Genomic DNA, 26,072 nt, shown 5'->3' on the forward strand with positions numbered 1-26,072 from the left:
GTAAAGTATGGCTGCTGTAAGTAATTCTGTTGTGCACTTGACGATGAGGTTTGGTAAGACGGAGCTTTCTATTGGTACAGGGTTGGTTTACCTGCATCAGGGGGAATACTTTATCGTCACCGCATGGCACAATTTATCTGGTCTTCACTCGGAAACACTGAGGCCGCTAAGTGATAACTTGGCAATCCCCGATAATGTTGTTGTGAATTTTGCTGTCAACGTGGCGGGCGGGATGACGGTTAGATACCCCATAGTTTTGCCATTGGTAGATGAAGAGAAATCTCTCTTTTTTGTGCGTAAGGATAATTGGCCTAGAGTTGATGTGGCAGCTATTCCATTTGATCCTGAGGAAAGTTATTTGGCTGAATTTCACCTTTCAACAGGAGAAGTGAGAGAGGTTTCTATGTCTCTCACTATGGGTGTTATGGGTGTTGGTAAGACCGAGGTTTGCCCTATACAAAAGTACCTTGTTCCTAGCCAGGAGGTTGAAAAAAAATGGTTGGAATCTGTAGAGGTTACTGAGGAGCTATTTATTCCAGGATATCCATATAATGTTCAGGATTTTTATGCTCAGCCCGTGTGGAAGCGAGCAACTATTGCATCTTCAGTTCAGCAAGGATGGAATCGAGAGCCTAAATTTTTAATAGACAGTGCCTCGAAAAGTGGTATGTCAGGGTCTCCGGTTTTATATTACAACCCGAATGGTGAGGTCAGGATAAATGGGGCGAGGTATCAATTTGATCAAGATGTTGCAATTTTGGTTGGTGTTTATGTTGGCAGAATAGGTGTAACAGGAAATGCTGATCCCCAAATTGGAACTGTATGGAATCAGTCTGTAATAAAAGAGATTGTTCAAGATAGGTGCTACGAAAAGCTGCCGCATGAAATTGAATTGTCAGATGATGAGTTGCATGAAAATATGCAGGAAGTATTAGCCGGTTGTTCAAGGAAAGGTTTAGAAAATATAAAAAACGAAGATGTGCCATCACGATTTTATGTTCGTCATCGGCTCATGGAAAAGATTAATGGAAGAGCATCGCTCGACAGGGCGCTTGTGGCAGTTTTAAAAGCGGCTAAAGACTATGACGGCCCTCTAGTTCCAGACGAGTAAAATTTACTTAATTAGAGGTTTTTAGTAGGCGTGGTCTGGAAGTCGGGTTCTTAAGGATTTATTGAAAACCAGGCCTCAAAAGGGTGTCCTAATGCTATTGGTGCCATAAGAATAATAATATTATTATTCTTATTATTGCCCGTCCCAGTTGCCTCAGTTCCGTTGCTGCGAAATTTGTTAAATTTTGTTAATTATTTAAGTTACTGAAATTACTTTATTTTTATGCGGACCAATCTTTCAAAATAATATACTTTGATAATCAATATCTAGTGCATTGATTGCTGTGCAAGAGGCACGCGCTTGAGCTTTGACTTTGCTTGGTTAGCATTGATTACGTCGATATGTGATTAATGGAGTGCTAGTCATGAAAGTCGAAGACTATCTTGTTGATCGGTTCGGCCTACTGATGAGCATATCAGACCTGGCGGATCTTCTTGGTCGTTCGCCCGATGGTGTGCGGGTTTCTCTTTATTCAGATACTGAGGTCTCTCGAAAGCTGAAGCCGACGATGGTGAAGGTGGGGCGCCGTGTCTATTTCCGGACGCTCCAAGTCAAAGACGCCCTTAATTTGGAGCCTTCTGAATATGGCGCGTATTAATCCATCGGTAGTGCAGGAAATTCTGGGTAGGGTGATTGCCTATTACACCGCATTCACACTTCTACCTGGTGTTTCGGTTCCTGGTGCAGTTTTTCTCAGCCAAGCATTTTACTGGAGTCGCAACTCAAAGACGAAAGCACGTAATGGATGGTTCTATAAAAATCAGCGAGGCGAAGATAGCTGGGAGTCAGAAACTGGTTTAACACCGAAACAGCAGGCCAATGCTAGAAAATCACTAGTGGAAATTGGCGTTCTTGAGGAAGAGAGGAGAGACGTTCCTGCAAAGATTTGGTATCGAGTGAACTGTGAGCGCCTGCTTGAGCTCTTGGCGGACCAACTCGACGAAGGCTCTTCTGGAAGTGGTTGTAATTCCCAGTTTTTCCCTTTGGTAGATTCTACTACCCCTTCTGGCCAATCTGGTGGTCAGGATGGTCGAGCCTTGATTCGACCAAAGGGCAAATCTATTACAGAGAATACAACACAGAGTACATCAAGAAATAAAAGCGAGGCGGCCAAGGCCAAGAGCCATTCTGGGCCCGAATCAAAATTAACGCGGGCGGAGATGGCTGAGTTATTGGGCCAGCAAAGAGCAGACCTCATAGCCAGAAACTACGGCAGCAACAAAGTTGGAGTTCCTGCAGTAGAAGAAATGCGCAGAACCCTTCGCACATGGAATTCAAGCGGCGCGGAACGGGGGTGATGGCCCCGACCGCGCCTAACCACGACTGCCTGCATAGGAGGCATCCATGGCTAGCAGACAGGGTATCACACCCGCCTTCGCCGACAGTGGCCTGTCACGGCTGTACCGATTACACGCGGTCGAACAGCACGCCATCCAGAGTGAGATTCGAACTCTGATTATCATTGCCGATTGCGCTTGCGATTTTCTTACCGAAGGCTTGGAAGTCCTTCCCGAAGACTTCTTCACCTGTATTGAGGAGATGAAAGAGGTAATGGAGTCCATCGACCTGAAAAGTCTGGATTTTGAAAAACGGTCGCTCACTCTCCAGAGGACAAAACGGCGTCTGGAGGCCAAGGCGACCCGCCAGAATCGTCAAAAGGAGGTCAGATCATGAGCAACAAAATTTCGTGCGCACGAAAAATCGCTGGTGTCGCTTTCGCGACCACCATCGGTCTATCGCAGCCAGCCATGGCGGGCGGGATTCCCGTTATCGACGTGTCGAGCCTGACCCAGCAGATTTTGCAGGTCCAGCACATGCTTAGCCAAATCGACCAACTGAAAAGCCAGCTCGAAACGGCCAACAAGGAGCTGGATAGCATGAGCGGCGTCCGGGGCCTAAGCAATGTCATCGACTCAGCCTATGACACTGCCGTGAACGTCGATCCTAACCAGGTGCTGAGTGACGCCGGCATCAGAGGCGCGAACGAACACGGCCTTTCCGGTGACGTGGCAGACCTGTATGACAGCGGCAACCAGAACACGGCGACTTGGCTTGGCCAGTCTCAAAAGTCCCTGGAACAAGCTCAGGAGCGTTTCAGCGAGCTGACCGGCTTGGTGGCTGAGGTCAACAACAGCCCGGACCAGAAAGACGTTCTGGACCTCCAGGCCCGTATCGGCGCCGAACAAGTCATGCTGCAAAACGAGATGGCCAAGCTGTCCATGCTTCGTTCGCAGGCCGAGGCCAACCAGGCCATGCACAACCAGCGCGTACAGCAGATGCGCGTCGCTTCATCAGGGGAACCGTTCGAGCTTGATTGGTAAGGAGGCCTTATGGATGTCAGGAAAATTTCGTGCGCACGAAATATTGCCATTGTGGTTCTGATCAGCGTTGCGCTGACTGGGTGTTTTGATGATACCCCGGATACTGGCCCGGTTCAGACAGTGGACTGGTACAAAGCGCATGACGATGAGCGCAAGGTGACCCTGGAGGCGTGCGGCAACAACCCTGGCGAACTCCAGGAGACGCCGAATTGCATCAATGCACTCCAGGCGGAGCGGGCACTGTCTAGCGGTGAACCCTTCGAGCTTGACCTGTCTAGCCTCAAGGGCGAGGAGGATTCATGAACCTGTTTGAAGGCATGTTCTCCGTCGTTGATCAGGCACTGGACCAGTACATCGTCAACACGGCTACTGACCTCATCGCTTACATCACTCCGATGTTCACCAGCATGTTGATCGTCTGGATCGCCATCTGGGGCTATTTGATGATGTTTGGCAAAGTCAGTGAGCCCTTGCAGGAGGGCGTTTTTCGCATCCTTCGCATCGGCTTCATCATGACGCTGGGGCTGACGGTCGGTACCTATATGGGAGTCGTGGTGGACGTGCTGGCTCACGGCCCGGAAAAGGTAGCAGCAGTCATCACGGGCTCCAATGGAGGCGCAGCGGCCATTTTGGACAGCCTATTCTCCCGCGTTCTCGCCGTAGCTGATCAGGCCTGGGATAAAGCGGGAGTCATGAGTGGTGATTTCGGCATGTATCTGGTGGCGATTCTGATCATGGTGTTTGGTGGTGGTGTTGCCATCGTAGTGGCGTTTCTCCTGCTGGCCAGCAAGGTGGCAACGACAGTGCTGCTGGCGATTGGTCCGCTCTTTATCATCGGCCTGCTGTTTAACAGCACCCAACGCTTTTTCGAGAGCTGGCTGGGCATGGCGATTAATTTCGGCATGCTGCTGGTTTTAGGTTCAGCCATTGGGCGCATGGTCGTCGATGTCAGCGAGGCGTTCATGAACATCGTGGAATCCTCGGCAGGCAGCATGGCCAGTATGACCACAAGCGCCTATTTAATTGCTTTCTTTGCCCTTGGCATTTTGGTGCTGAAGCAGGTGCCGGCCATTGCTTCTGCATTGGGCGGTGGTGTGGCACTGGCAACTCAGGGTGCTCTGGGTTCCGCTATGTCCGCGATGCGCCCCTCTGCGATCCGCCGCCAGTATCGCGGCGTTCAACGTGATGCACGCTTAGCAGGTAGCGCGGCAACCTCTCCTTACCGTGGCGCCAAGTCTGCCTATCGTGCCTACCAGAAGCGTTTCGGTGCTGGCAACACGATCACAGGAGGCTAAGTCATGAATATCAATATCAAGTGGTTAGGTACCTGGCGCGTCCTATGGACGCGGGTAAAGCGTGGAATGGGGCTGGTCATCTCGGGGCTGTTACTGGTGGTTGGTATCCTGTTGTCCGTGGCATTGCTCCCTGAACTGCCTGGTTTGATCAGTGCCGCCCTTGCTGGCGATGGCGAGGCTGCTCGTACCCTGTTTGTCTGTGTGGTCGGTATTGCCGTATGTGTTCTTCAGTGGCAATGGCGTGCAGCGATATATCCCGAGCCCCGGCGTGATCCATCTCAGAAGGAGACCTCATGAGCTACCGGCGTTTGACACCCGAGGAGATCGAGGAACTGCGAGCCGAGATGCGCGCCGCCGGGCAGTGGATGAAAGCTGAGATGACCAGGCGCCGGCGCGAGCGGGGAGAGGCTCTTGAAGATGAGACAAGTGCCTCCCCTATTACTAATGGCGAAGCCTCCGGATCAGCCCCAGGCGACGAGCATGTTTGAGACAGGTCCGTCCGTATTACTAATGGCGAAGCCCTGCGGATTGAGGACGGCAACGCAGCCGGAAGGGCATGCAGCTTTTCGTGCGCACGAAACCAAGTAGTTCTAACGAGGCAAGTCCGAGAAGCTTGAGACAAGTCCGTGCGTATTACTAAGGGAGTAGCCTAGCGCGTCCCTGAACCCATTTTCGTGCGTACGAAAAGTACCGGTGGTTTTGAAACTAGAGCAGGATTCGCGAGCTGCCAGCAAGTGGTACCACTACCCTATTCGGCGCACCGAGAAATGGACTGCCAGAGTCAAAATTTCGTGCGTACGAAATCCATGAGTGTTTTTTGAGCTAGAGCAGGATTCGCAAAGTGCTGGCAGTTGCCGGCAACATGGCGTCGTTCTCAAGTCACACCCTCTACAGTTTCGCGCCGGTCACCTGGATGTGAACGGGTGTATCGATGCTGGCCAATTTATCCTGCAGCCGCTGTGGCCGGCTACCGCTTGGTTCGGTCAGGACTGGAGATGCAGCTGTTGGTTTAAAAATCTGTACTGAAAACGGCTTTTAGCGGCGATCTTTTGTTTGAAAATAAACCAGCTGCTACACGGCAGTGGCTGGCTGAGGCGTGTGGGGCATAGCGCATACTGCCAAGCGGGAAACCTTTTACTAGGGAGAGCGCTGTTTACGCCCTGCAAACAAGCGACGATACGGGGCTGCCATCGCTTTGGCTGGGGCCCTGGAACAGCAGGGATTTGCCCACTATTTGCCCATGGGAAGCGCACAAGGCACCTCTATGGCAAGGGGGGCCGCTCGGCTGCCCAGATGATTGAGTGACACCGAGTGGGCAGGGCGAATGGTGCGCCAATCTGAAAAGAGCCTGCCAGTGCAGCTTCCCGGACTACGCGCCGGATGATAGGGCCTTCAGCTTGCAGGTATCGACTCCCGAGCGAGCGGTCCTGGAGTGGATCGCCGTGACGACGAATGTGCTGCTGTTCAGCAGTGAACTTGTGGATAAATTCAGTGGGCTCAATACGCTACGTCCGCGCCGGCTGCAGGCATTGCTGGAGGGATGCCGTTCTGTGAGAACCAAGCGGGCCTTCCTGGTGCTGGCTCGCTACGCCGGACATGCATGATACGGTCGTCTGGAACCTCTTCGATTGGACCTCGGCAAAGGCTAGCGACAGCTCTGCCAAGGCTGCAACCACTGACGATTGATGTATAGTTTCAGCGACTAAAATTCGCAGCAACAGGCCATCAATCCTGTGCTTAGAGAATTTTAGCCGCCCAAACTCCTGAATCACCCTAAAGCTTCGGAAACCGTCTTCTTCCAGTCCTGTTCCATTACCATCTTGAATCGAATCGGTTCGTCATGACCCTCAAGTGAAAGCTGGCCGACTTCGGCCGAAACATCGGCATGCCGAGTCAGCAGCTCAAATAGCTTGCGCTTGTACTCGGTATCATCATTGCCTTTTAGATGGTTGCCCTTGGTCTCCAGCACCGAGAAGCGGAACTTACCATCTTCGGAGCCATGCACGCAGGCCAGTAGGTCAGGGTAAACCTTATGCTTCTGCCAGCCTTGCAGGCCATAGGAGCGCTGGTTTACGGCGATACGGTGCCACCAATGCACACACTGGTGCTCATCCAGATACCAGGCCGTGTTCTTTTCTAGGTCATTGAACTCCTTCTGATAGACCTTCTCGAAAAGGTTCTTTTCCAGCGGCTCGCCATTCTTCCGGTATAGCAGTGGGTCAACATCGGAAACGTCGATTTCCAGTGTTTCGGCAATTTTCCAGTTCAAGGCAGGGTCATTGGACGACATTAGTCGCAAGGCAATCTCGCCGCTTTCCAGCTTGGCGCGGAACAGCGATTCCGCCATCGCGTTCACCTGCTCACGCAAATCCGCCTTCATGGACTGTACTAGGTCCAACCGATTGATATAAATCTGCTCATTGGTGACGCCCTTGGCACGCAAGGCATCCAGGGTTTCATCCAGCAAGCGCATGCCCTGCCAGGGATTAGGCACTATGTCCAGCAACTGACGTACCAGATAGGGCGCATCCAGCCCTTCCTCTGGCAAAACCTCAATCTCTTCCTGCTCCAAATCAAACACCGACTGCCCGGCGTCTTTTGCTTTCCGATCGAGGGTGACGCGGGCCACCGTGCGTTGCAGCTTGTCGCTATCCATAGCCGCCTTATCAGCAGCTAGAAACTGCAAGGCATCCCAATCCAGCTCGCCCAAGACATCCCGCTCATAATCCAGGGCGCGATACCCGTCAGAGGTGTTGCTATCCTGATGCAAAACACGCGGTAGAAAGATCGGTGGCAGCCCGGCAAACTTATCATTTCTGTTGATTATCTCCCGGCGCATATTTCGGGACTTTCCGCTGCCTGGGTCTACCGCTTTGACGCTAGAAACCAGGTCAGCCATGCCTTCATCTTCCAGCCCCTTGCGCACACCATTGACAGCTTCCGTCACATCCTGATCGAAGGTGAAGACGTAACACTCATCCAGTGCTTCCACACCGGTTGCCTGGGCATGAGGCTGACGCAATACGCGCCCGATCATCTGGGTCAGCGCCGTAGTAGCAGTGGTACGGGACAAGACAGCCAACACATAGGCGAAGGGGCAGTCCCAGCCCTCACGTAGCGCGTCCTTGGTGATGATAAAGCGCACCGGTGAGGTGGGTGAAAGCAGGTCTTCATCTGCCAGTTCATCATCGCTGGAGGTTTTAAGGCGAATATGCTCCTCTTTCACCCCGAGTTGGTCACGCAGATATTCACGAGCATCCTCGGCGTGCACAAATCCGGCGTCACGCTGCTCTTTGCCGGTGCGTTCCACACGAACCAGCACGATGGGGCGAATATAGCGGCCAGACTCATTCTGGAACGCCAGTCCCGCCTGTTCCAGTTCCTGCTGTTTGGTATGGGCCAGAGACAGAGTGTGTTTCCAGCCGCCTTTGCCCTCGTTGATCACATTGATCGGCAGCTTGATCATTTCCTCGTCTTTGAGGTCAGCTCCCGGTACATTCACTAGCACATTGGATTGATGCTTGCCGTTGGTATTAGGCGTTGCGGAGAGTTCCAGGATAAAGCGCGGGTTAAAGCCCGCCAGGGTATCGCGGGCAGTATCGGAATAGGCCTTGTGACCTTCGTCAATAACCACCACCGGGCGCACCAACCGCAAGACATTGCCCAGGCTTTGCTTGACCGAGACCGAACCCGGCACAATGCCGTCACCGTATCCCAGATCAGCCAGGTCATTCTGATCCAGGTTGGGCACCTGTTGCAGCAGGGCCTCGATAGCTTCATTGTCGTCTTCCAGCGGGAAGAAAGAGGTGAAGCGGCCGCCGTCGCGGAACAGCCGCAGCGTTTCCTTGGACTTGCGGGCTGCCGAGGGCAGCATCAGCAGCATGACGCACAATTGGCCCTCCACATCCCTGCGGGTAAAGGCGTCGCTCTTTTCCAGCAGCTTCACCCGTCCGCCAGAAGCGCGTTCCAGCATCTGCCGGTAAGGGTGTTCCCGGTTGGCCAGTTGCTTCCAGGTTTGCCGGTAAATCGCCTCCGATGGTACTACCCACAGCACCAGCCCAGTCTGGCGTTTGAAATAGTCGGTTTGCACCCGCTCCAGTGCCGCCGTGGCCAGCAGCGTCTTGCCACCGCCGGTGGGCACCTTCAGGCAGATATTGGGAATCGAGCCACCCAGCCCATCAAGACGCGACAGGTAGGGGGCCACCACCGGATTGCCATTCTGGTAGAGGTAGGGCAACAAGCGCTCGGTATTGAGTTGATCCCAAGCCTCCCGGCAGTAATCACCCAAAGTGGTTGCCTTGCCCTTGCTCTTCTGGAACTCAACGAAGTCTTCCGCCTCTTCGCGCTGCTCAGCCAGTACCGTCAGATAACGATCCAGCTTGCCGAGTACGCCTTGCTGGTATTCCTTCAGCTCCATGCTCAGTCTCCCAGAATCCGGTGGACGGCATAGGGCAACTGGCAGAACTCGATGCGCCGGGCAGTTAGTTCCTTCTGGCTCATAAACTTGGCCACGGCAAAGACGATGGCACGCTTTCCACCCTTATTGCCTTGCTCAATCGCCGCCACCCGTTCGGCATTCAGCGCGGCTTCGTTGGAGCGCAGCCACTCCTTATCGGGCTGGTAGAACAGGTGTACCCGGAACAGCTCGGTCTCGCCAATCAAGCCATCGGGCGCGGGTTTGCCGACTTTCTCCAGTGACTGCCCGGTGGCGGTGTAGAACACATAACGGGCCAGAGCCTCGAAACCAGGCATATCCTTGCCTGTCAGCAGGCTTTCGATGTCAATGGGCTCGCCCAGGGTGCAATAGGTAAAGCTTCCACCCAGCCCCGGCGCGGTTTTCTCCACCTTGCGCTCACCGGTCACGGTGAGCACGCCATCCTTGATCTGCTTTTTGATCTTGTCGTACTCGTGGCCGTGCAGGTTTTCGATAGATTCCACCTGATCCATCACTTTCTTGTGCTTTTTCGAGTTCCCGAAAGTACTCCAGGTGATATTTTCTCGGTGCAGCTCTTCGCGCTGGGTACCAGTGTAGGGGTAGCCATTGATCACACGGCGAACACGCTCGGCTGTAAGGGTGTCGGCATAATCCTCACATTCGACGAGGATAAAGCGGCGATTGCCGCCATCTTTCTTGTTTAGAGATATGATGGCCTCAGCCGTAGTCCCTGAACCCGAAAAGCTATCTAGGACCAAAGAGTCTTCGTGCGTAGCGATTCTAAGAATTCTTTCCAAAAGACGGACAGGCTTCGGCGTGGCGAAAGGCGTATCTAGGCCAAAAGCCGATAACTCTTTACTGGCCTCATCTGTATGTCCCGAACTATCATGTGGCCACCATGTAGTAGGGACTACGGTACCCGCATCCTTAAGGTACCGTTTGTATGATGGAGCGCCATCTCCATTCTTCCCAAAATAGGCTAGTCCCTTTTCGACAATTTCATTCCACTTTTCCTCCTCTCTTGCCCAGCACCTTCCTTTCGGAGGGTACTTAACTGAGCCCTTCAGAGTAGTAATCGGATAAGAAAGATTCTCTCTGATATTCGGAGCATCCCAAGGTATCGCCCTCCATGGCCCCTCTGGGTCATCATCTGGATTGGAATACTGTTTCTCCTGCTTCTCATCACGTGGGATTTCATTCCGAAGCTTCTTCCAAGTTTCAGGGGCCTTTGAATAAACCAGAATATAGTTATGAGAAGTGGACACAGAGGCATCATTTGAAACGGAATATCTTGCCTGCCACGCAATAGAAGCGACAAATGCTTCTTCACCAAAAATTTCGTCAAGAATTAACTTGGCGCGCTGAGCTTCGTTATCATCAAGTGTGACCCAGATGCTTCCATCTTCCGCAAGTAGTTCTTTAAGAAGATTCAGCCTCGGCCACATCATGCACAACCACTTGTCATGTCGCTCCAGATCTTCCTTGTCCACCGGATTGGCTGACTTCTTCAGCCATTCTTTCATCAGCGGCGAGCGCACATTGTCGTTGTAGCACCAGCCTTCGTTACCAGTATTGTAGGGTGGATCGATAAATATGCAGTCCACCTTGCCTGCATGGGTAGGCAATAGCGCCTTGAGTGCTTCCAGGTTATCACCATGAATAATCAGGTTGTCATCCAGCGAAGGCTTTTTGCCTTCGTCGGGCAGGGATTTGTCCTGCACCACCTGCAATTCACGAAATGGCACCCCATGGTGATGAGAATAAACAAACTGCTTACCCTTGAACTCAAGCGTGGGCATTAAAGACTCCTGATCCAATCGAAGCACGCTTTGAAAGCGGGCATCTGCTGCTCTATTTCTGCTGCGCTCATGGTGCGTAATTGCTGTTCCTGTTCAATAATGGCGTCTTCGCCTTTGTCGTCCGCGCCAGTCACCTGCTCGATGCAGCCTTGCGGCCAGGCCCAGATTCGAGAGGATTTCAGCGCTTCATGGCTGCCTTGGGCAATACCTTGACCTTCCTCGTCCGATGCAAAGTAGGCCCAAATATCTGCTGCGCTCCACTGGCTGCACTTTTGCGGTAGTCCATTGCCATTCAGGGTAAAACCATGCTCTGGTTGCAGCCGATTGAGGGCTGCCTTGGCGGCGGTTAAATCAGCCCCATCACGCTCCAGTAGGTCGCTTTGTCTGGCGTGGGTATAGGCAAAGTCCAGATCAGCTATGGCACAAGTGCGAATATCCATCGCACGCAGCACGAACAACGCCTTGGCAAAGCTGTTGCAACCACCAACGGAAACAAACGCAATGTGATCTAGGTCGGGTGGACGCTGGTAAAGCCGCTCGTAGGCCAGCGGCAACAGCCTTCGATCCGTTTTCCCTTCGCAGAGAACCACCCGGTCGGCAAAATAGATGTCCACTAGGTTTCCCAGCTCAAACAGGGTTTGTGACTGGCTCTCAGCGTCTTCAATGGCGTCCTGGACAGCTTGACTCAGTGGCTTGCGAGCGGTGACACCATCATCTACCGTATTGCCCACAATCACGGTATTGGGCGCATTGTCACGGCTCAACATAAGCGGGGAGTGGGTGGAAAACACCACCTGAAAACCTGCGCTTGAAAGCGTCTTCAAGGCTTCGCGCAGCCGCCGCACACCTTGAGGATGCAGATACAGTTCTGGCTCATCAATCAGCAACAGGCGACGGGAAAGCTGATCGTCTTCAGCGCGACGCACATCCGCCAGATAGCGGATCAAAGCCATCTGTATGGCACGCTGGGCGCCGGTACCCATCTGATCAAAACGGCGCCGGTCACCGCTGACAGTATCGGTGACGTGCAAGTCTCCCGCCTTGAAGAACTCCTTAATGTCTACCACCTGCAGATCCAGATCCAACGTCAGACCAGGGAAGAAATTCTCCAGCGCATCGGTGGCACTGGTGTCGAACTGCTGCAAATGGTCGGAGCGTTGCTCTCCACCCGTGGTCAGCACATTGCGAATGGTGTCGAGCGCAGTAGTAAGCTCATCATGGGCCGCCAACAAAGGCTTCATGATCTCATCCAGCAGCCCTTTGATCGTTGTTCCGGTTTTGGCCTTGCCTAGATCTTCACCAATATCATGCATGGCTAACACATGAAGCGGCTCAGGTAACAAGGCGGAGACGGCTTGAGGGAGTCCGGTAGGGTAGGCCTGCCAGTGCTCGGGAACGCCATCTTGTGGGCATTCATCCACACTCCAGACTTCCTGGTCCTTAGACCTAGTGTTGGCTGCGGTGACCCGAATCCAGAGCCTTCCATTCCTGCAGTAAGGCTCAATCGCCTGACGATGCCTGTCATGGGGAATCCTATCCAGTACTTCGGAATCAATACCATCAATACAGGCTGCAACGGAGATAGGTTTATCCTCGTTATAAAAATCGGAGGACTTTAGATTGCTTGGCTTCAACACCCAGCGAATGGCTTCCAGTATCGTGGACTTCCCAGCATTGTTCTGCCCTACCAGCGGGGTATAGCTGTCCAGCGGCAAGGTGACATTTCGGCAAGCTCTGAAATTCTCAATATGAATGCAGCTAACGCGATGCATTGACGGCTCCCTGTCGTTCCCATTCGTTGTTATAAGGAGAGCAACCCATGAGCCCAGCATGGTCTTCTGTTAGTTTTTATCCCAGAGAAGGCGGCCACTTGCGAGCTGTGTGCACCACACTCAGTACCCGCACCTGCATCCCCACAACGTCATAGACCAACATATAGCTGGGGTGAACAACCAGCTCTCGGGATCCAGGAGCACGGCCAGGCCGTCCACTGTCAGGGTGGCCTTTCAGCTGTGCCGCCTTCTCTGAAAACAGTTCATCCAACGTCAAGGCTGCCAGCGGATTCTCTGGTTCTATATACTCGTAAATGTCGTCACGATCCTGTATCGCCTCTGGCGTCCAGACCAGCTCCATCATTTAGACTTCGCCAGACGAGCACGGGTAGCCGAACGGCGGGCAGCAAACCTGGCTTCCACATCGGCGGCAGGTATCAAATTACCAGCTTCTGCCGAGGCCCGTGATTGCTCCACTTTGGCAATCAGCCAGGCATCATAATCCTGCGCTTCCTGCTGCTGCGCTACATAGTTGCGCATAAAGTCGCGTAGAAGCTGTGCCCCGGTACGATCGTGAGCCTTGGCTGCACTGGCAAATTCTGCTTTCAGGCCTTCATCGACCCGAAAGGTGAAGGTAGCATCGCTCATGACACCATCCTCATGTGTTACACGGTAATCACAGGATAGCACAGAAGGTATGCCATGCATCCACTCGCATCCGCCCTGAACAGGTACACTACCGGTACACACACCAGCTTCGTGTGCTATCCTCAACTTTCGCTAAGCTACTGATTCCAAAGAACTGTACCTTTCGCTTTATTACGGTTGCTTTTCCTTTTTTGTCAGTAACTTATTGTTTTAAAAGCGAACTCATAATCCCTTGGTCGTAGGTTCGAGTCCTACTGGGCCCACCATTTAAATCAGTGACTTAACACGCTTTCCGGCGAGCCCTGTTTTTGTAAGGGGGCTGTAAAGCAGATCTCAATGCTGTTGTTCCAGCTTCCTTAGCGCATCTTCTAACGTCGATTGTCTCCATCCGCGCACACCCGGTGAATATTCTGTCAGCGGTGGAAATGTCTTGTACTGTGACCACCGGTTGTAGAGTGTCTTTCTGCTTATGCCTAGACGCTTAGCTCCTTCGCCTACCCGTAAGATCGGGTTGTCGCTACATCGTTCCAACATTTCCTTTTCCTCACTCATGATTGCCTTGCTCTCTCGGCCGGTTGCGAATCTATGTGCTTTGCCGTTCCTGCTCCGCGTACACGGCCCCTTTTACATCCGGATAACCTCAAAGGACTTGCAGCCGCTTCATCGTTCGGTCGCGCAGGTGGAGTATTAACAAATGATCTAGGATCGCGAGCGCAACTTTCTGGTTGGTGGTAGAGCAGGCGGCCTGCCGCAGCCATCGAGGCCGAGGTCAATTATCGGTTATTTAATGGGGTAAACCGCATCGGGTACCCGGGTATTTCATCCATGACAACCCTGGGCATTGGGGAGTGTCGTATCAGCGGATCAGGCATGATGATGCCATATAGGCCGCTTACTTCGGACAAGGCGCTTTTAAGGCAGGCAGCTCGATCAAGAAGGCGTTGGGAGAACAAGTTCAGCGTCTATTTGGTGGATGTTCTCTGGCTACAGCATGAAAGAATTGAAAACAGGAAATACGAACAACAGAAACTGCTTTACTGAATTCGTTGTATTTATGAGCTTTAATCCTTGCTTTCATCCCTTCCCTTGCACCTTACCTTTTAAGAAGGTCTAACTAAATTAAGCAGAGCACAGGGTAGGAGCAGAATGGAAATCACACAAAAGATTGCTGGTTTGGCGAGCCGCGTTAGAGAACAAATGGATCACATCGTCAATGAGGAGGCAACAAAAAATGCAATGGTCATGCCATTCATTCAAAGCCTGGGATATGACGTATTTAACCCGACTGAAGTGATGCCGGAGTTCACAGCTGACGTCGGGCTAAAAAAAGGGGAGAAAGTAGATTACGCCATCAAAAACGGCGGTGAACTATCGATCCTTGTTGAATGTAAACCGCGGACAACCGATCTTGCCAGTGCTCAATTTAGCCAGCTGTATCGCTATTTCAACTGCACTGAAGCCAAATTCGCGATCTTGACCAACGGAATTGAATATCGCTTTTATTCCGACCTGGATGATACCAATCGCCTTGATAAACGCCCGTTTTTCATATTCAAGCTTACCGAATACAACGAACGTGACATCGATGAACTCAAGAAGTTTGCCAAACCTGTTTTTGATGTTGATGCCATTCTGAGTACGGCCAATCGTCTTAAATATACGAACCTTGCTAAAACCGCCTTTGCTGAGGTCGTAAAGGCACCACCGCGCGATTTTATCAAGCTCTTGGCCCAGAACTTTTATGAAGGGCGAATGACTCAGCAAATACTGGACGACTTCACACCGATCGTACGAGATGCCATGGCGCAATATATCAAGGAGCAGGTATCGCAACGCCTTAAGTCAGCGTTGGAAACTACTGCTGGGGAGGAATCGGTAGCGGGTGCAATAGGTGGCGGTGAGGCAATCGAAAAGCCAGATGCGGCCGATGAAAAGGACGACATCGTTACTACTCAAGAGGAAATAGACGGTTTCAATATCGTCCGTGCCATCTTGGCAAGTGAGGTTGACCCGGAGCGTATCCACATGCGAGACGCCAAGTCTTATTGTGCTGTTTTGTTGGATAATAACAACCGCAAGCCTCTGTGCCGGCTTCACTTCAACTCTAAAAGTGTATGGCGCGTGGGTTTCTTTTACGAGGGTAAAGAGACAAAACACGACATCCAGTCGATCTCCGATATATTTGCGCACCGGCAAGCTCTGATTGATACGATGAACTCCTATCAGGAATGATCAAAGGTACCGCCCTTGAAGCAGGTCTGTGGATAAGGTTGTTCAGTTAGGCACTGCTTATTGAGTTTTTTATCTTCATGTATCATCTATATACCGTGTAACCCCTGCGTTGCCTGGTAGCACGATGATGTTAAGCCCCGGTTTCTTTACTTGGCCCAGGCTTTATCTAGACCTTGAGGCTCGCCATTGGCGGGCCTTTTCATGTCCGAAACGCCAGGTTGCCGCTCTTGTGAGAATCGATTCCGGCCGTGTCACCGACTAGGTGGAGTAGTGGCGTTTCCTGCATATCTTCATAGGCCAAAGCGGCTTCTCTGGCACCCAGTATTAACGTGATGTCGTCCCCGATTGATGTGGTCCATCTGTTGAAAATGCCGCTGATGCAGCTCTACGGGATTAAGTCAGTGGTAAGTGACATCGTCAGCGGGCTTGTAGCCGTGTTTGCTTGGCATGCGTTCGCCGTCTTCACGTTCTTAACAACCGGCGCGGTCGCCGGAAGGGCGGTAGCGATGGGGTACATGAAGCGCCTCACGGCGGCGATCGGTTATGAAGCGCAGCGATGACAGTCCAATGCTTATCGAGCGTCATTGTCTGCGCTGCTTATATTCGACACACATTCACGCCGAGCCGAATAATAGAGTTCTATTGGATGAGTCAGTTTATCTTTCTCCGATTCTTTCTTGTTCTAGACCATCTGCATAACCCTGATTCTCTATCAGCGTTGCAACAAGTTCTGCGGTATGAATGTCCTCGATCCAGTAATCGATTAAAAATTCTCCACCATCATTTCTAACTTTAATTGTGTATCTGTAAATAGCGCCATCGTCGCTTCGATGTACTGGCAGGGGAATAGCTGAGGTTATATTTTCAAATTTATCCATGGTTATCACCCTGTGTCTTTGGTTCACCACTGATATTTTTAAATTATTTTTTTAAAGTATGCCATGTAGTATTCCGCGTCTATATTGTGTCCTTGATTACTCAGGAAAGACTATTGAGCGCCATGGCTACTGTACTAAGCATGCACACCTGACTATGGGCTGGCGCTAGCGCCGGAAAGGCCAGGCCGGGCGCCGCGGTCGGCCATGGCGACGATTGTGCGGATGTGGCTGCTATCCATGCGAGCCCTGCTTGGAGTCGGACCGAGCGACTCCCTCGGTCTAGGTAGACCACATCGTTTCACGCGCTGATGGTGGTATCGATACACCGAGCAGCCTCAAGGCAATCTGCACGATGGGCCATAAGACGAAGATGGCACGCGAGACGAGGCGTTATCGCACATAAGTGCGGGGCGGGTAAAATCTCTACAGGAACACCATCACCTCGAGTGTGACCGTGCTCGCACCGCGCTGAATTGTCAGCACATCCAGGATATTTGCGGTGTGAAGCTGCTGCCTCTTGACCAGGGTGGCATGTGGGGGAGTAGGGCTGGCCGAAGCCGGTACTCCGCTATGACCGTTGGAGCATGCGCGGCGCGAACTTTTGACGTGACCAGCCAAGCTGCCTGCGGATGAAGAGGTTTACTTTCTTTAGTCCTCCAGCCCGAAAACCCTGAGCGGGAGCTGCTGCCGCTTTTGGCGCGGCATTGTTCCGGGCCTTTGGTGCGCCTTGCGCGGGTCAGTGTTCCTGATGTGTTGAATATTCTCTGAGCAGATAGACCACCACCATGGAAAGTGCTGCAAGCAGCGCCGCCGCCGTCATCAGCAGGATGGAATGGCTGGATGAAAAGGCCGCCTTGCCTGCTTCGATCAGCGCCCTGGCCTGATGCTCGGCGAGGTCATGCGCGACCACATGGGTATCACCGATGGAGCGTGCGGCGTGTCTGGCCTGGGAGGGCGTCATGTCGAGCGCCAGGACAATGGTATGGCTGTACACGCTGGACAGAAACACACCGAACAGCGTGATGCCCAGACCGCTGCCGAGTTCGTAGGCCGTGGCTTCCATCGAGCCCGCCGCGCCGCCCTGGCTGGCGTCCACCGAACTCATGATGGCGATGGACGAGGCCGTCAGGCCGATGCTGAGTGTCAGTCCGAGAAGCGCCAGCAGCAGCGGCACCGTCAGCCCGGGGTGATGGAAATCGGACAGGGCCAGGCCTGCCAGCGCGGCGGCGGCAATCACCAGTGACAGGCTGGCGACCGGGCGCAGGCCGCACAGATGGGAGAGGTGGCCGGCGACCGGGCCGCCCAGCGCCGCCGCGGCCATGATCGGGATCATGAAAATACCGGCCTGCAGGGGCGTTTTGTCCATGACGTATTGCAGCTCCTGGGCCAGCGTCAGCTCGACGCCGGCCAGGGCGCCACTCGCAACCACGGCCATGATGATGCCGGCCAGTATGGCCGGGCGCGAAAAGAGGGAGAGATCGAGCAGGGGCTGCGGGGCGCGTAACTGCAAACGCACGAAGGCCAGCAGCAGGCCAAGGCCGGACAGCGCCACTGATATCGCCACGTACAGCGGCTGTGTCGCGCCAAAAGCCGCCTTGATGCCGTAGACCAGCGAGAGCATGCCGGCGATCAGCAGTACCGCCTGCCAGGGCGCCCATTGACCCGATGTCGTCTCCTCGGTGCGTGGCAGCAAAAGATAGACCAGCGGCATGACGATCAGCATGATCGGCACGTTGATCAGAAAGGCCGACCCCCACCAGAAATGCTCCAGCAGGGCACCGCCGATGAGCGGCCCCAGCGCGGCGCCGGCCGCCCCTGTCGCGCCCCAGAGCCCCAGCGCCATGGCGCGCTCCCTTTCGTCTTCGAAGGTGCGCCGAATGATGCCCAGCACGCACGGCATGATCATCGAGCCCCCCAGCGCGAGCAGCGCGCGGGCGGCGATCAGCAGGGCGGGGGTCGGTGCAAGGGCGGCCAGTAGCGACGCAGTCCCGAAGATGCCCAGCCCCGTCAGCAGAAGCCGCCGATGGCCGATGCGATCGGCGAGTGTTCCCATGGGGACCAGCAGCCCCGCCATCAACAGGGGGTAAATGTCGATGATCCACAGTACCTCGTTGGCGGAGGCACTCAGCGCCAGGGTCAGTGATGGCACGGCGATGTGCAGGATGGTCATGTCGATGACCACCGGCAAAAAGGCCAGCATAACGGCGAGTAGAATCAGCCAGCGACGTGGAATAACGAAAAACATGGACATCAGCTCCTGGCCGGTATCGGGGGGCACATGTTGCCGTGCCTAGGGTCGACGACGTTCATTGCGGCGAGCGCGCCATGCCACCAGGCGCTGCTTCACCCCGATCACGAAGACGAAGAAAGCCGGCACAAAGAATATCGCCAATAACGTACCGCTGATCATGCCGCCGAACACACCGGTGCCGATGGCGTGCTGGGTCTCGGCGCTGGCACCGGAGGCAAGCATCAATGGCACCACGCCGAGGGTGAAGGCCAGCGAGGTCATCAGGATCGGCCGCAGGCGCAGGCGCGCCGCGGTCACCGCCGCGTCGATCAGCGGCCGCCCTTCAGCGTGCAGCTGCCGGGCGAACTCGATGATCAGAATGGCGTTTTTCGCCGACAGGCCGATGAGGGTAATCATTCCTACCTTGAAAAACACGTCATTGGGCATGCCGCGCAGCATCACCGCGGCGACGGCGCCAAGCAGGCCAAGCGGCACCACCAGCATGACCGACAGCGGGATCGACCAGCTCTCGTAAAGCGCAGCCAGCACCAGAAATACCACCAGTGCCGAGAGCAGCATCAGCCGCGGCGCCTGCGCCGCTGACTGGCGCTCCTGCAGTGACTGTCCGGTCCAGGCCACGGCGAAACCCTGCGGCAGCTGCGCCGCGAGGTGCTCCATTTCGGCCATCGCCGCACCGCTGGAAATACCCGCCGCCGCCCCTCCGGTAATACGCACGGCGGAATAGCCCTGGAAACGCATCATCTGCTGCGGCGACTCGCCCCACACCGGCGTCACCACCTCGCGCAGCGCGACCATGCCGCCACTGGCATTGCGTACGCGCAGGCCGAGCACGTCGTCCAGTTGCATGCGCGCCGCGGCGTCGGCCTGCAGGATGACCTGCTGCATGCGCCCGGCATTGGGAAAGTCGTTGACGTACAGCGAGCCCATGGCCGCCGACAGGGTGTTGCTGACAACACCGAAGGAGAGACCCATGGCCTCGGCCTTCTGCCGGTCGATCTCCAGACGGATGCTCTCGCCGGGGGGCAGGCCATCGGGGTAGACATCGCTGACCACCTTGCTCTTTGATGCCAGTGCCAGCAGTTGTGCCTGGGCGGCCAGCAGTGCGTCCTCGCCCCGGTTGGCGCGATCCTGCAGGAACAGGGTGAAGCCGGATGAGGTGCCCAGCTCGTCGATGGCCGGCGGCATCAGGCTCATCACCGTGCCTTCGACATTGTCTGCCATGGCCTGCTGCGCCAGTGCCGCTTCTTCGGCGGCGGTGGCGCCGTGGCGCTGATCCCAGTCCTTGAGCATGGTGAAGGCGATGGCCGCGTTGGGGCCGGAACCGGCAAAGCTGAAGCCCAGCACCACCAGATTGGCGTCCAGCGCCGGGCGCGAGGCCACATGCGTCTCGAAGCGCTTGACCACGTCCAGCGTGCGTTCGCTGGTGGCGCCGGTGGGCAACTGGATGGAGGTCATGAAGTAGCCCTGGTCCTCCTCGGGCAGGAAGGAGGAGGGGAGCTGTCGGGCGCCGACGACCAATACTGCGCAGAGCACGGCAAACACCAGCATCATCCGCCCACTGCGCCCGACCAGGTGCATCACCCGCGCCCCATAACGTGCCGTGAGGCGCTCAAAGCCCCGGTTGAAGGCGCCGAAGACGCCGCGTTTTTCATGGTGATCCGCGCTCACCGGGCGCAGCAGCGTGGCGCACAGTGCCGGCGTCAGACTCAGCGCGAGGAAGGCCGAGAACAGGATCGACACCGCCATCGACAGGGTGAACTGCTGGTAGATCACCCCTACCGAGCCGCTGCCGAAGGCCATGGGAATGAACACGGCGGTCAGCACCAGGGTGATGCCGATGATCGCCCCGGTGATTTCCCGCATTGCCTGCAGGGTCGCGGCTTTCGGCGACAGCCCTTGCGTCACCATCAACCGCTCGACGTTTTCCACCACCACGATGGCATCATCGACGATGATGCCGATGGCCAGCACCATGCCGAACATGGTCAGTGTGTTGATCGAGAAGCCTGCCAGCAGCATCACCGCGAAGGTGCCGAGCAGGGCGATGGGCGCGACGATGGCGGGAATCAGCGTGTAGCGCAGGTTCTGCAGGAACAGCAGCATCACCAGAAACACCAGCGCCATGGCCTCGAACAGGGTGTAGATCACCTTCTCGATGGAGACCTTGACGAAGGGCGCGGTGTCGAACGGCACCGAGTAGGTCATGCCTGTCGGCAGGCTCGGCGCCAGCTCGGCCAGCCGCGCCCGTACGCTTGACGCGGTGCGCACTGCATTGGCTCCGGGAGAGAGCTGGATCGCGGCACTGGTGGCCGCCACGCCGTTCTCCCGATTGGAAAAGGCGTAGGACTGGGCGCCCAGCTCGATCCGCGCCACGTCGCCCAGCACCACCCTGGCGCCGTCGGTCTCGGCCCGTAGCACGATGGCGGCGAATTGCGCCGGCGTGCTCAGTTGTCCCTGCACGGTCAGCGGGATGGTCAGGCGCTGGCCCGGCACGGTGGGCTCGTCTCCGACCCGGCCGGGGGCGATCTGAGCGTTCTGCTGTTCGATGGCCTGGGCGAGGTCATTCATGGTCAGCCCATAGGCGGTCAGCTTGTTCGGATCGACCCAGACCCGCATGGCCTGTTCGGCACCGAACATCTGTATACGCCCGACACCCTCGATACGACGCAATTCCTGAACGATGTTACGAGCGAAATAGTCATTCAGCTCGATCTCATCAAACTGTCCGGTGGGGGAGGTCATGCCCACCATCATCAGAAAACCCGAGGCGGCAGACTCCACCTGCAGGCCGTTCTGCCGCACGGCCTGGGGCAGACGCGGCTCGACCGCCTTGATGCGGTTCTGCACGTCCACCTGGGCCAGTTCGGCATCGGTGCCCGGCTTGAAGGTGGCGGTGATCTGCGCGGTGCCCGAGGTATCCACCGAGGATTCGAAATACAGCAGGTTCTTCACCCCGGAAAGCTCGCGCTCGATCAGGCTTACCACCGAGTCATTGAGGGTCTGCGGGGTGGCCCCCGGATAGGTGGCGTAGAGGGTTACCGAGGGCGGCGCCACCGACGGATAGCGGGCGATGGGCAGCTTCGGAATGGCGATGACGCCGACCAGCACGATGAACAGTGCAATGACCCACGCAAAGACCGGGCGGTTGATGAAAAACTGCGGCATGAGATTGTCTCCGAACTCAGCGCGCGACGGCGCTGAGCGGTTCATCGCTGGCGGCGGGCTGCCACGGACGTGTGGCGACTCGGGCATCAGGGCTCAAACGCTCGATCCCTTCGATCACCACCTGTTGCCCGGCGCTGAGGCCGGATACCACCCGATAACGGCGCTCGACCAGTTCACCGAGTTCGACGGGCACCGGGTGTACCTTCTTCTGAGCATCCACCACCCACACGCTGGCCTGGCCCGCCGTGCGGGTCACCGCCTGCTGCGGTACGCTCAGCGCCGCGGGGTAGTGCGCCCGGGGAACCCGCGCCTGTACGTACAGGCCGGGCAGCAGACGATGCTGCGGATTGTCCACCAGCACACGCAGCAGCACGTCACCGGTACCGGTGTCGACCTGAATGCCGGAAAACAGCATGCGCCCGTGCATGTCCAGAGGCGTGCCGTTGCTGCCAAGGATCTCCACGTCGAGCGTCGGAGATGCCGAGCCGGCCTGCTGGCGTAGAGTGTCCAGCCGTGAGGCCGATTGGCGCACGTCGACGTATACCTGATCGATCTGCTGAATGCGGGCTAAAGGCGTGGCATCGGTGGGCGATACCAGCGCCCCCTCGTTGACCAGAGTCTGGTCGATGCGACCGCTAATGGGCGCCTCGACACTGGCGAACTGCAGGTCGAGCTTACGTCGCGCCAGCGTTGCTCTGGCCTGAGCTACATCGGCGGCGGCCTGGTCGCGCAGAGAGGCCGCATCGTCGTATGTCTGGCGGCTGACCGCGTCGGTACGCCTCAGCGCATCCATTCGGCCCGCCTTGACCTGCGTCTGGGCCAAGGTGGCTCTGGTTCGCTGTAACGCGGCAGCGGCAATATCAACCTCGGCCTTGAAGGTGGCGGGATTGATCTGGAACAGCGTCCTGCCTGCCTCGATATGGCTGCCTTCCTCGAACAGGCGCTGCTGCACGATACCGGTAACCTGAGCGCGCACCTCGGCAGTACGCACTGCCGATACTCGTCCGGGAAGGTCCTGGGTGACTGAAAGCCCGGTGGCCTCCAGTGTCATCACCGATACCGGAAAGGGGGATAACGTGTCGCTTCCGGTATTGTCTGGCGAAGAATCGCACCCTGCCAGCCACGGCACGGCAAGCCCTGCAAGCAGAATGCTCCACAGATGTTGTTTGATGCACATGCCACACTCATCTCACGTGAGGGGTCATCGCCTTGGGCGATAACCGAATGATCGCAGTGCAGTGTGGCGGGCGGACATTGCGAATGATTCGAGGCTTTATGGAGAAAGGATGGAGGGTGCGATAAAGTTGAACACCCCCTTTATCGAGCCTGCTCATGTCCGAACGCATCAGCCATGCGCCTCCTGCTTCGGCACTGATACTGATCGCCGAGGACGAAGAGGAAATCGCCGATATTCTCAGGGCCTATCTACAACGCAGCGGGCTGCGTACCCGGCACGCCGCCGATGGTGAGGCTGTGCTGGCCATGCACCAGTCGCTCAAGCCGGATCTGCTGCTGCTTGATGTACAGATGCCGCGTATTGATGGCTGGAAGGTGCTCAGTGAAATCCGTTCCCGCGGCGATACCCCCGTGATCATGCTGACTGCGCTCGATCAGGACATCGACAAGCTGATGGGGTTGCGGCTGGGCGCGGATGACTACGTGGTCAAGCCCTTCAATCCGGCCGAAGTGGTAGCGCGGGTTCAAGCCGTGCTGCGGCGTACCCTGATGAGCGATTCAACCGCCTCTCGAATACTGCGCGCCGGCCTGTTCCAGATTGATCTGGAAAGCCACGAGGCCAGTATTCGCGATGGTGACAGTCAGCGGATGCTGGACCTGACCCTGACGGAGTTCAGGTTGCTCGCCTGTCTGATGCGTGCCCCCAGGCGGGTGTTCAGTCGCGCAGAGCTGCTTGTGCAGTGCCTTCCCGAGGGGGATACGCAGGAGCGCACGGTGGACAGTCACGTCAGCAAACTGCGCAGGAAACTCGATGCCCTTGGCATTCATGGCATTCCGGCCAGCGTGTGGGGCGTGGGTTACCGTTTCGGCAGCGACTCATGAAGCGCGCGGCGGGGCTGCGTCGTCAGATCATCCAGTCCCTGGCTGTGATGGCGCTGGGCATCATATTCATCTCCGTGTTCGGCTCCTACGTGTTCTACGCCGTCGCCACAACCTATCTGCCGGGAAGTATTTCCAATAGCTGGATACCGTCCCGGGTCGAGCTGGCATGGATCGTCTGCACCGCGCTGGCGGCACTTGGCATGGCAGTATTCGTGGCTATCCGTTTATCGCGACGCCTGCTTACCCCGCTGAACTCGGTAGCATACAGCCTGCGTGAAGTGGCTCAGGGCAGGCTGACGGCTCGGGCTCACATGGACGAGCGCTCCATGGGCGAAACAGCGCAGCTGGTACGCGATTTCAATACCATGGCTGAACGGCTGCAGAGCATGACCCGGGAACGCGAGTTCTGGAATGCGGCCATCGCCCATGAGCTGCGCACGCCAGTCACCATCCTGCGTGGTCGCCTGCAGGGCCTGTCAGAAGGGGTATTTACACCCAGTACCGAGCTGTTCGATGGCCTGCTGCGACAAGTGGAGGGTCTCAATCGGCTGATCGAGGATCTGCGAGTATTGAGCCTCAATGACAGCGGTCACCTGGAGTTGCAACCGGTCGAAGTAGATCTGGCTCGGGAGATTGGCAGTGTTCTGCAGGCCTTCGCTGAGCCGCTGGCGGCAAGGGGATTTCATTTGCGCCGTGACTTCGAGGCGGGCCTGAAGGTGACGTGTGACCCGGTAAGGATGCGTCAGGCACTGATGGCATTACTGGAAAATACACTGCAGCATGCCGAGCCGGGCGAGCTACACGTGCGCCTCTATCGCTCGGGTGATCATTGCCATATGGCCGTCGAGGATGCCGGCCCCGGCATCGACATGACGCAGGTCCAGGATCTATTCGAGGCCTTTCGTCGTGGCGACCCCTCCCGTTCACGCAAGAGCGGGGGGAGTGGGCTGGGGCTTGCTGTAGTCAGGGCCATTGCAACGGCACATGGTGGTGAGGCGACCTGGCAGCCTTCTGCGAGAGGGGGCAGCGCGTTTGCCATTACCTTGCCGCTTGCCTCCTTCGACTCACAGGCATGAGTCAGCAGCGCTACCGATCGTTTCGTTTAACGAAAGGTGGAGGCGTGGGGTGCTCTGGCAAACGGCAGTCCCACCCTCCATGTGCCAATACCCTCAGCGCCCCCAGCCGGAAGCCATGGGATGACCGGCGACGGGCAGTTCGGCGCGCAGGATGGTGCCGGAATCCGATTCGGTGATGTATAACGTGCGGTTTTCCGGCCCGCCGAAGGCGCAGTTGGTGGTTCCCAGCCCCCTGGGTGACTTGACCACCGCGATGGGTACGCCAAGCGCGTCATGTACCCACACCAGCCCCATGCCGGTCTGGCAGACCACAACGCCGTTATCCTGTGTCAGTGCCAGACCATCCGGTCCGGCGCGGCCACCTGAAAACTGCAGGAAAAGTCCGGCTTTCACCACCCGCTGGCTGGGCGACAGCGGCAGCCGCCATACTGCATTGGCACGCGTTACCGCGACGTAGAGCGTATGGCCACTGGTATCGAGCACCAGCCCGTTGGGGCTCGGCACACGGTCGATCAAACACTCGAGCCGGCCATCGTCGGGTGTCCAGCGGTAGACACGGCCACTGGGGTCATGAAGCCCGGTCTGTCCCTGGTCGGTGAAATAGATCGCGCCGTCCGGGCCGATATGCAGGTCATTACAGCCCTTGAAGCCTTCCGAGTCGGCATCGACCAGCACCGTACTGATGCTGCCGGTTGCCGGATCGAGTTGCAGGATGCCGTTCTTGAAATCGGCGATGAAGATGCGGCCCTTCGCATCGATCTTGAGGCCGTTGGGCTGACCGTCGTATTCGGCGATCTGTTCAACGTCGCCTTGTGGTGAGGCGCGAAGTATCCGGCCGAAGGGAATGTCGACGAACCATAGATGCCCGTCCAGATCGAAGGAGGGGCCCTCGATGAAGCTGTCGACAGCCGCGCCTCGGCGGTTCTTGGTTGCCCAGTCAGAAGGTGTACCGGGGCGCCGCAGCGCCTCCGGCAGGGTCGTGAAGACCTCGGCCTCGATCAGGGTCGGATCTGGATGGGGAAAGGCCACGG

The 26,072-nt window shown here is 56.2% G+C and carries 25 protein-coding genes; 14 read left to right on the forward strand and 11 right to left on the reverse strand.

The features are described 5' to 3' along the window. The first annotated feature begins 7 nt into the window (after positions 1 to 7). From OQ287_RS01460 to OQ287_RS15315, 10 genes are all read left to right on the forward strand, one after another. Complete coding sequence (locus OQ287_RS01460) at positions 8 to 1,111, forward strand: hypothetical protein (RefSeq protein WP_265895326.1); 1,104 nt, start codon at positions 8 to 10, stop codon at positions 1,109 to 1,111. 364 nt (positions 1,112 to 1,475) lie between these two features. Next, positions 1,476 to 1,709, forward strand: a complete 234-nt coding sequence (locus OQ287_RS01465) for a plasmid-related protein (protein WP_265895327.1) — start codon at positions 1,476 to 1,478, stop codon at positions 1,707 to 1,709. Then, a complete protein-coding gene (locus tag OQ287_RS01470; RefSeq protein WP_265895328.1) occupies positions 1,696 to 2,409 on the forward strand; it encodes a hypothetical protein in 714 nt (237 codons plus the stop codon). Before OQ287_RS01465 ends, OQ287_RS01470 begins: the two co-directional genes overlap by 14 nt. Before the next feature lie 46 nt (positions 2,410 to 2,455). Beyond that, entirely contained in the window at positions 2,456 to 2,785 is a 330-nt protein-coding gene (locus OQ287_RS01475) for a hypothetical protein (protein WP_265895329.1), read from the forward strand. After that, positions 2,782 to 3,432, forward strand: a complete 651-nt coding sequence (locus OQ287_RS01480) for a type IV secretion system protein (protein WP_265895330.1) — start codon at positions 2,782 to 2,784, stop codon at positions 3,430 to 3,432. The genes OQ287_RS01475 and OQ287_RS01480 overlap by 4 nt, the downstream gene beginning before the upstream one ends. Positions 3,433 to 3,441: 9 nt before the next feature. After that, entirely contained in the window at positions 3,442 to 3,735 is a 294-nt protein-coding gene (locus tag OQ287_RS01485) for an EexN family lipoprotein (protein WP_265895331.1), read from the forward strand. Then, positions 3,732 to 4,727 (forward strand): type IV secretion system protein, encoded by a 996-nt coding sequence (locus tag OQ287_RS01490; RefSeq protein ID WP_265895332.1) that lies wholly within the window; start codon positions 3,732 to 3,734, stop codon positions 4,725 to 4,727. The genes OQ287_RS01485 and OQ287_RS01490 overlap by 4 nt, the downstream gene beginning before the upstream one ends. A gap of 3 nt (positions 4,728 to 4,730) precedes the next feature. Then, a complete protein-coding gene (locus OQ287_RS01495) occupies positions 4,731 to 5,024 on the forward strand; it encodes a hypothetical protein (protein ID WP_265895333.1) in 294 nt (97 codons plus the stop codon). After that, a complete protein-coding gene (locus OQ287_RS01500) occupies positions 5,021 to 5,215 on the forward strand; it encodes a hypothetical protein (RefSeq protein WP_265895334.1) in 195 nt (64 codons plus the stop codon). Before OQ287_RS01495 ends, OQ287_RS01500 begins: the two co-directional genes overlap by 4 nt. A 954-nt stretch (positions 5,216 to 6,169) precedes the next feature. Further along, a complete protein-coding gene (locus tag OQ287_RS15315) occupies positions 6,170 to 6,331 on the forward strand; it encodes a type IV toxin-antitoxin system AbiEi family antitoxin domain-containing protein (RefSeq protein WP_265895335.1) in 162 nt (53 codons plus the stop codon). 164 nt (positions 6,332 to 6,495) lie between these two features. On the opposite strand, the gene OQ287_RS01510 is transcribed toward OQ287_RS15315, so the two are convergent. From OQ287_RS01510 to OQ287_RS15320, 6 genes are all read right to left on the reverse strand, one after another. Continuing rightward, complete coding sequence (locus OQ287_RS01510) at positions 6,496 to 9,144, reverse strand: DEAD/DEAH box helicase (protein ID WP_265895336.1); 2,649 nt, start codon at positions 9,142 to 9,144, stop codon at positions 6,496 to 6,498. 2 nt (positions 9,145 to 9,146) lie between these two features. Then, positions 9,147 to 10,961 (reverse strand): site-specific DNA-methyltransferase, encoded by a 1,815-nt coding sequence (locus OQ287_RS01515; RefSeq protein ID WP_265895338.1) that lies wholly within the window; start codon positions 10,959 to 10,961, stop codon positions 9,147 to 9,149. Next, the gene (locus tag OQ287_RS01520; RefSeq protein WP_265895341.1) at positions 10,961 to 12,733 is read right to left on the reverse strand and encodes an ATP-dependent nuclease; all 1,773 of its coding nucleotides are present in this window, start codon (positions 12,731 to 12,733) and stop codon (positions 10,961 to 10,963) included. The genes OQ287_RS01515 and OQ287_RS01520 overlap by 1 nt, the downstream gene beginning before the upstream one ends. 76 nt (positions 12,734 to 12,809) lie before the next feature. Beyond that, complete coding sequence (locus tag OQ287_RS01525) at positions 12,810 to 13,097, reverse strand: type II toxin-antitoxin system RelE/ParE family toxin (protein WP_322974084.1); 288 nt, start codon at positions 13,095 to 13,097, stop codon at positions 12,810 to 12,812. Beyond that, positions 13,094 to 13,381: a CopG family ribbon-helix-helix protein gene (locus OQ287_RS01530; protein WP_265895342.1), complete on the reverse strand. Its 288-nt coding sequence runs from the start codon at positions 13,379 to 13,381 to the stop codon at positions 13,094 to 13,096. The genes OQ287_RS01525 and OQ287_RS01530 overlap by 4 nt, the downstream gene beginning before the upstream one ends. A 333-nt stretch (positions 13,382 to 13,714) precedes the next feature. Next, positions 13,715 to 13,933 carry a helix-turn-helix transcriptional regulator gene (locus OQ287_RS15320; protein WP_407658213.1) on the reverse strand — a complete coding sequence of 73 codons (219 nt, stop codon included), beginning with the start codon at positions 13,931 to 13,933 and terminating at the stop codon, positions 13,715 to 13,717. A gap of 594 nt (positions 13,934 to 14,527) precedes the next feature. Here OQ287_RS15320 and OQ287_RS01535 point away from each other — a divergent pair. Continuing rightward, the gene (locus OQ287_RS01535) at positions 14,528 to 15,613 is read left to right on the forward strand and encodes a type I restriction endonuclease (protein ID WP_265895343.1); all 1,086 of its coding nucleotides are present in this window, start codon (positions 14,528 to 14,530) and stop codon (positions 15,611 to 15,613) included. Positions 15,614 to 15,945: 332 nt separating this feature from the next. Continuing rightward, positions 15,946 to 16,173 (forward strand): hypothetical protein, encoded by a 228-nt coding sequence (locus OQ287_RS01540; RefSeq protein WP_265895344.1) that lies wholly within the window; start codon positions 15,946 to 15,948, stop codon positions 16,171 to 16,173. 96 nt (positions 16,174 to 16,269) lie between these two features. On the opposite strand, the gene OQ287_RS01545 is transcribed toward OQ287_RS01540, so the two are convergent. From OQ287_RS01545 to OQ287_RS01560, 4 genes are all read right to left on the reverse strand, one after another. Next, positions 16,270 to 16,491 (reverse strand): hypothetical protein, encoded by a 222-nt coding sequence (locus OQ287_RS01545; protein ID WP_265895345.1) that lies wholly within the window; start codon positions 16,489 to 16,491, stop codon positions 16,270 to 16,272. 736 nt (positions 16,492 to 17,227) lie between these two features. After that, complete coding sequence (locus tag OQ287_RS01550) at positions 17,228 to 18,736, reverse strand: MFS transporter (RefSeq protein ID WP_265895346.1); 1,509 nt, start codon at positions 18,734 to 18,736, stop codon at positions 17,228 to 17,230. A gap of 45 nt (positions 18,737 to 18,781) precedes the next feature. Continuing rightward, entirely contained in the window at positions 18,782 to 21,907 is a 3,126-nt protein-coding gene (locus OQ287_RS01555) for a multidrug efflux RND transporter permease subunit (RefSeq protein WP_265895347.1), read from the reverse strand. A gap of 16 nt (positions 21,908 to 21,923) precedes the next feature. Beyond that, a complete protein-coding gene (locus OQ287_RS01560; protein ID WP_265895349.1) occupies positions 21,924 to 23,084 on the reverse strand; it encodes an efflux RND transporter periplasmic adaptor subunit in 1,161 nt (386 codons plus the stop codon). Between the two features lie 155 nt (positions 23,085 to 23,239). Between OQ287_RS01560 and OQ287_RS01565 the strand changes: the two genes are divergently transcribed. Together OQ287_RS01565 and OQ287_RS01570 are read left to right on the forward strand one after the other, a co-directional pair. Further along, the gene (locus OQ287_RS01565) at positions 23,240 to 23,965 is read left to right on the forward strand and encodes a response regulator (protein ID WP_265895350.1); all 726 of its coding nucleotides are present in this window, start codon (positions 23,240 to 23,242) and stop codon (positions 23,963 to 23,965) included. Continuing rightward, on the forward strand, positions 23,962 to 25,041 hold the full coding sequence (locus OQ287_RS01570; RefSeq protein ID WP_265895351.1) for an ATP-binding protein: 1,080 nt from the start codon (positions 23,962 to 23,964) through the stop codon (positions 25,039 to 25,041). Before OQ287_RS01565 ends, OQ287_RS01570 begins: the two co-directional genes overlap by 4 nt. A 93-nt stretch (positions 25,042 to 25,134) precedes the next feature. Here the strand turns inward: OQ287_RS01570 and OQ287_RS01575 are convergent, their stop codons facing one another. Then, positions 25,135 to 26,070, reverse strand: coding sequence for an SMP-30/gluconolactonase/LRE family protein (locus OQ287_RS01575; protein WP_265895352.1), 936 nt, complete (start codon positions 26,068 to 26,070; stop codon positions 25,135 to 25,137). Between the last annotated feature and the right edge of the window lie 2 nt (positions 26,071 to 26,072).

It is taken from the genome of Larsenimonas rhizosphaerae (assembly GCF_026240105.1).
In the GTDB taxonomy this organism is placed as follows: domain Bacteria; phylum Pseudomonadota; class Gammaproteobacteria; order Pseudomonadales; family Halomonadaceae; genus Larsenimonas; species Larsenimonas rhizosphaerae.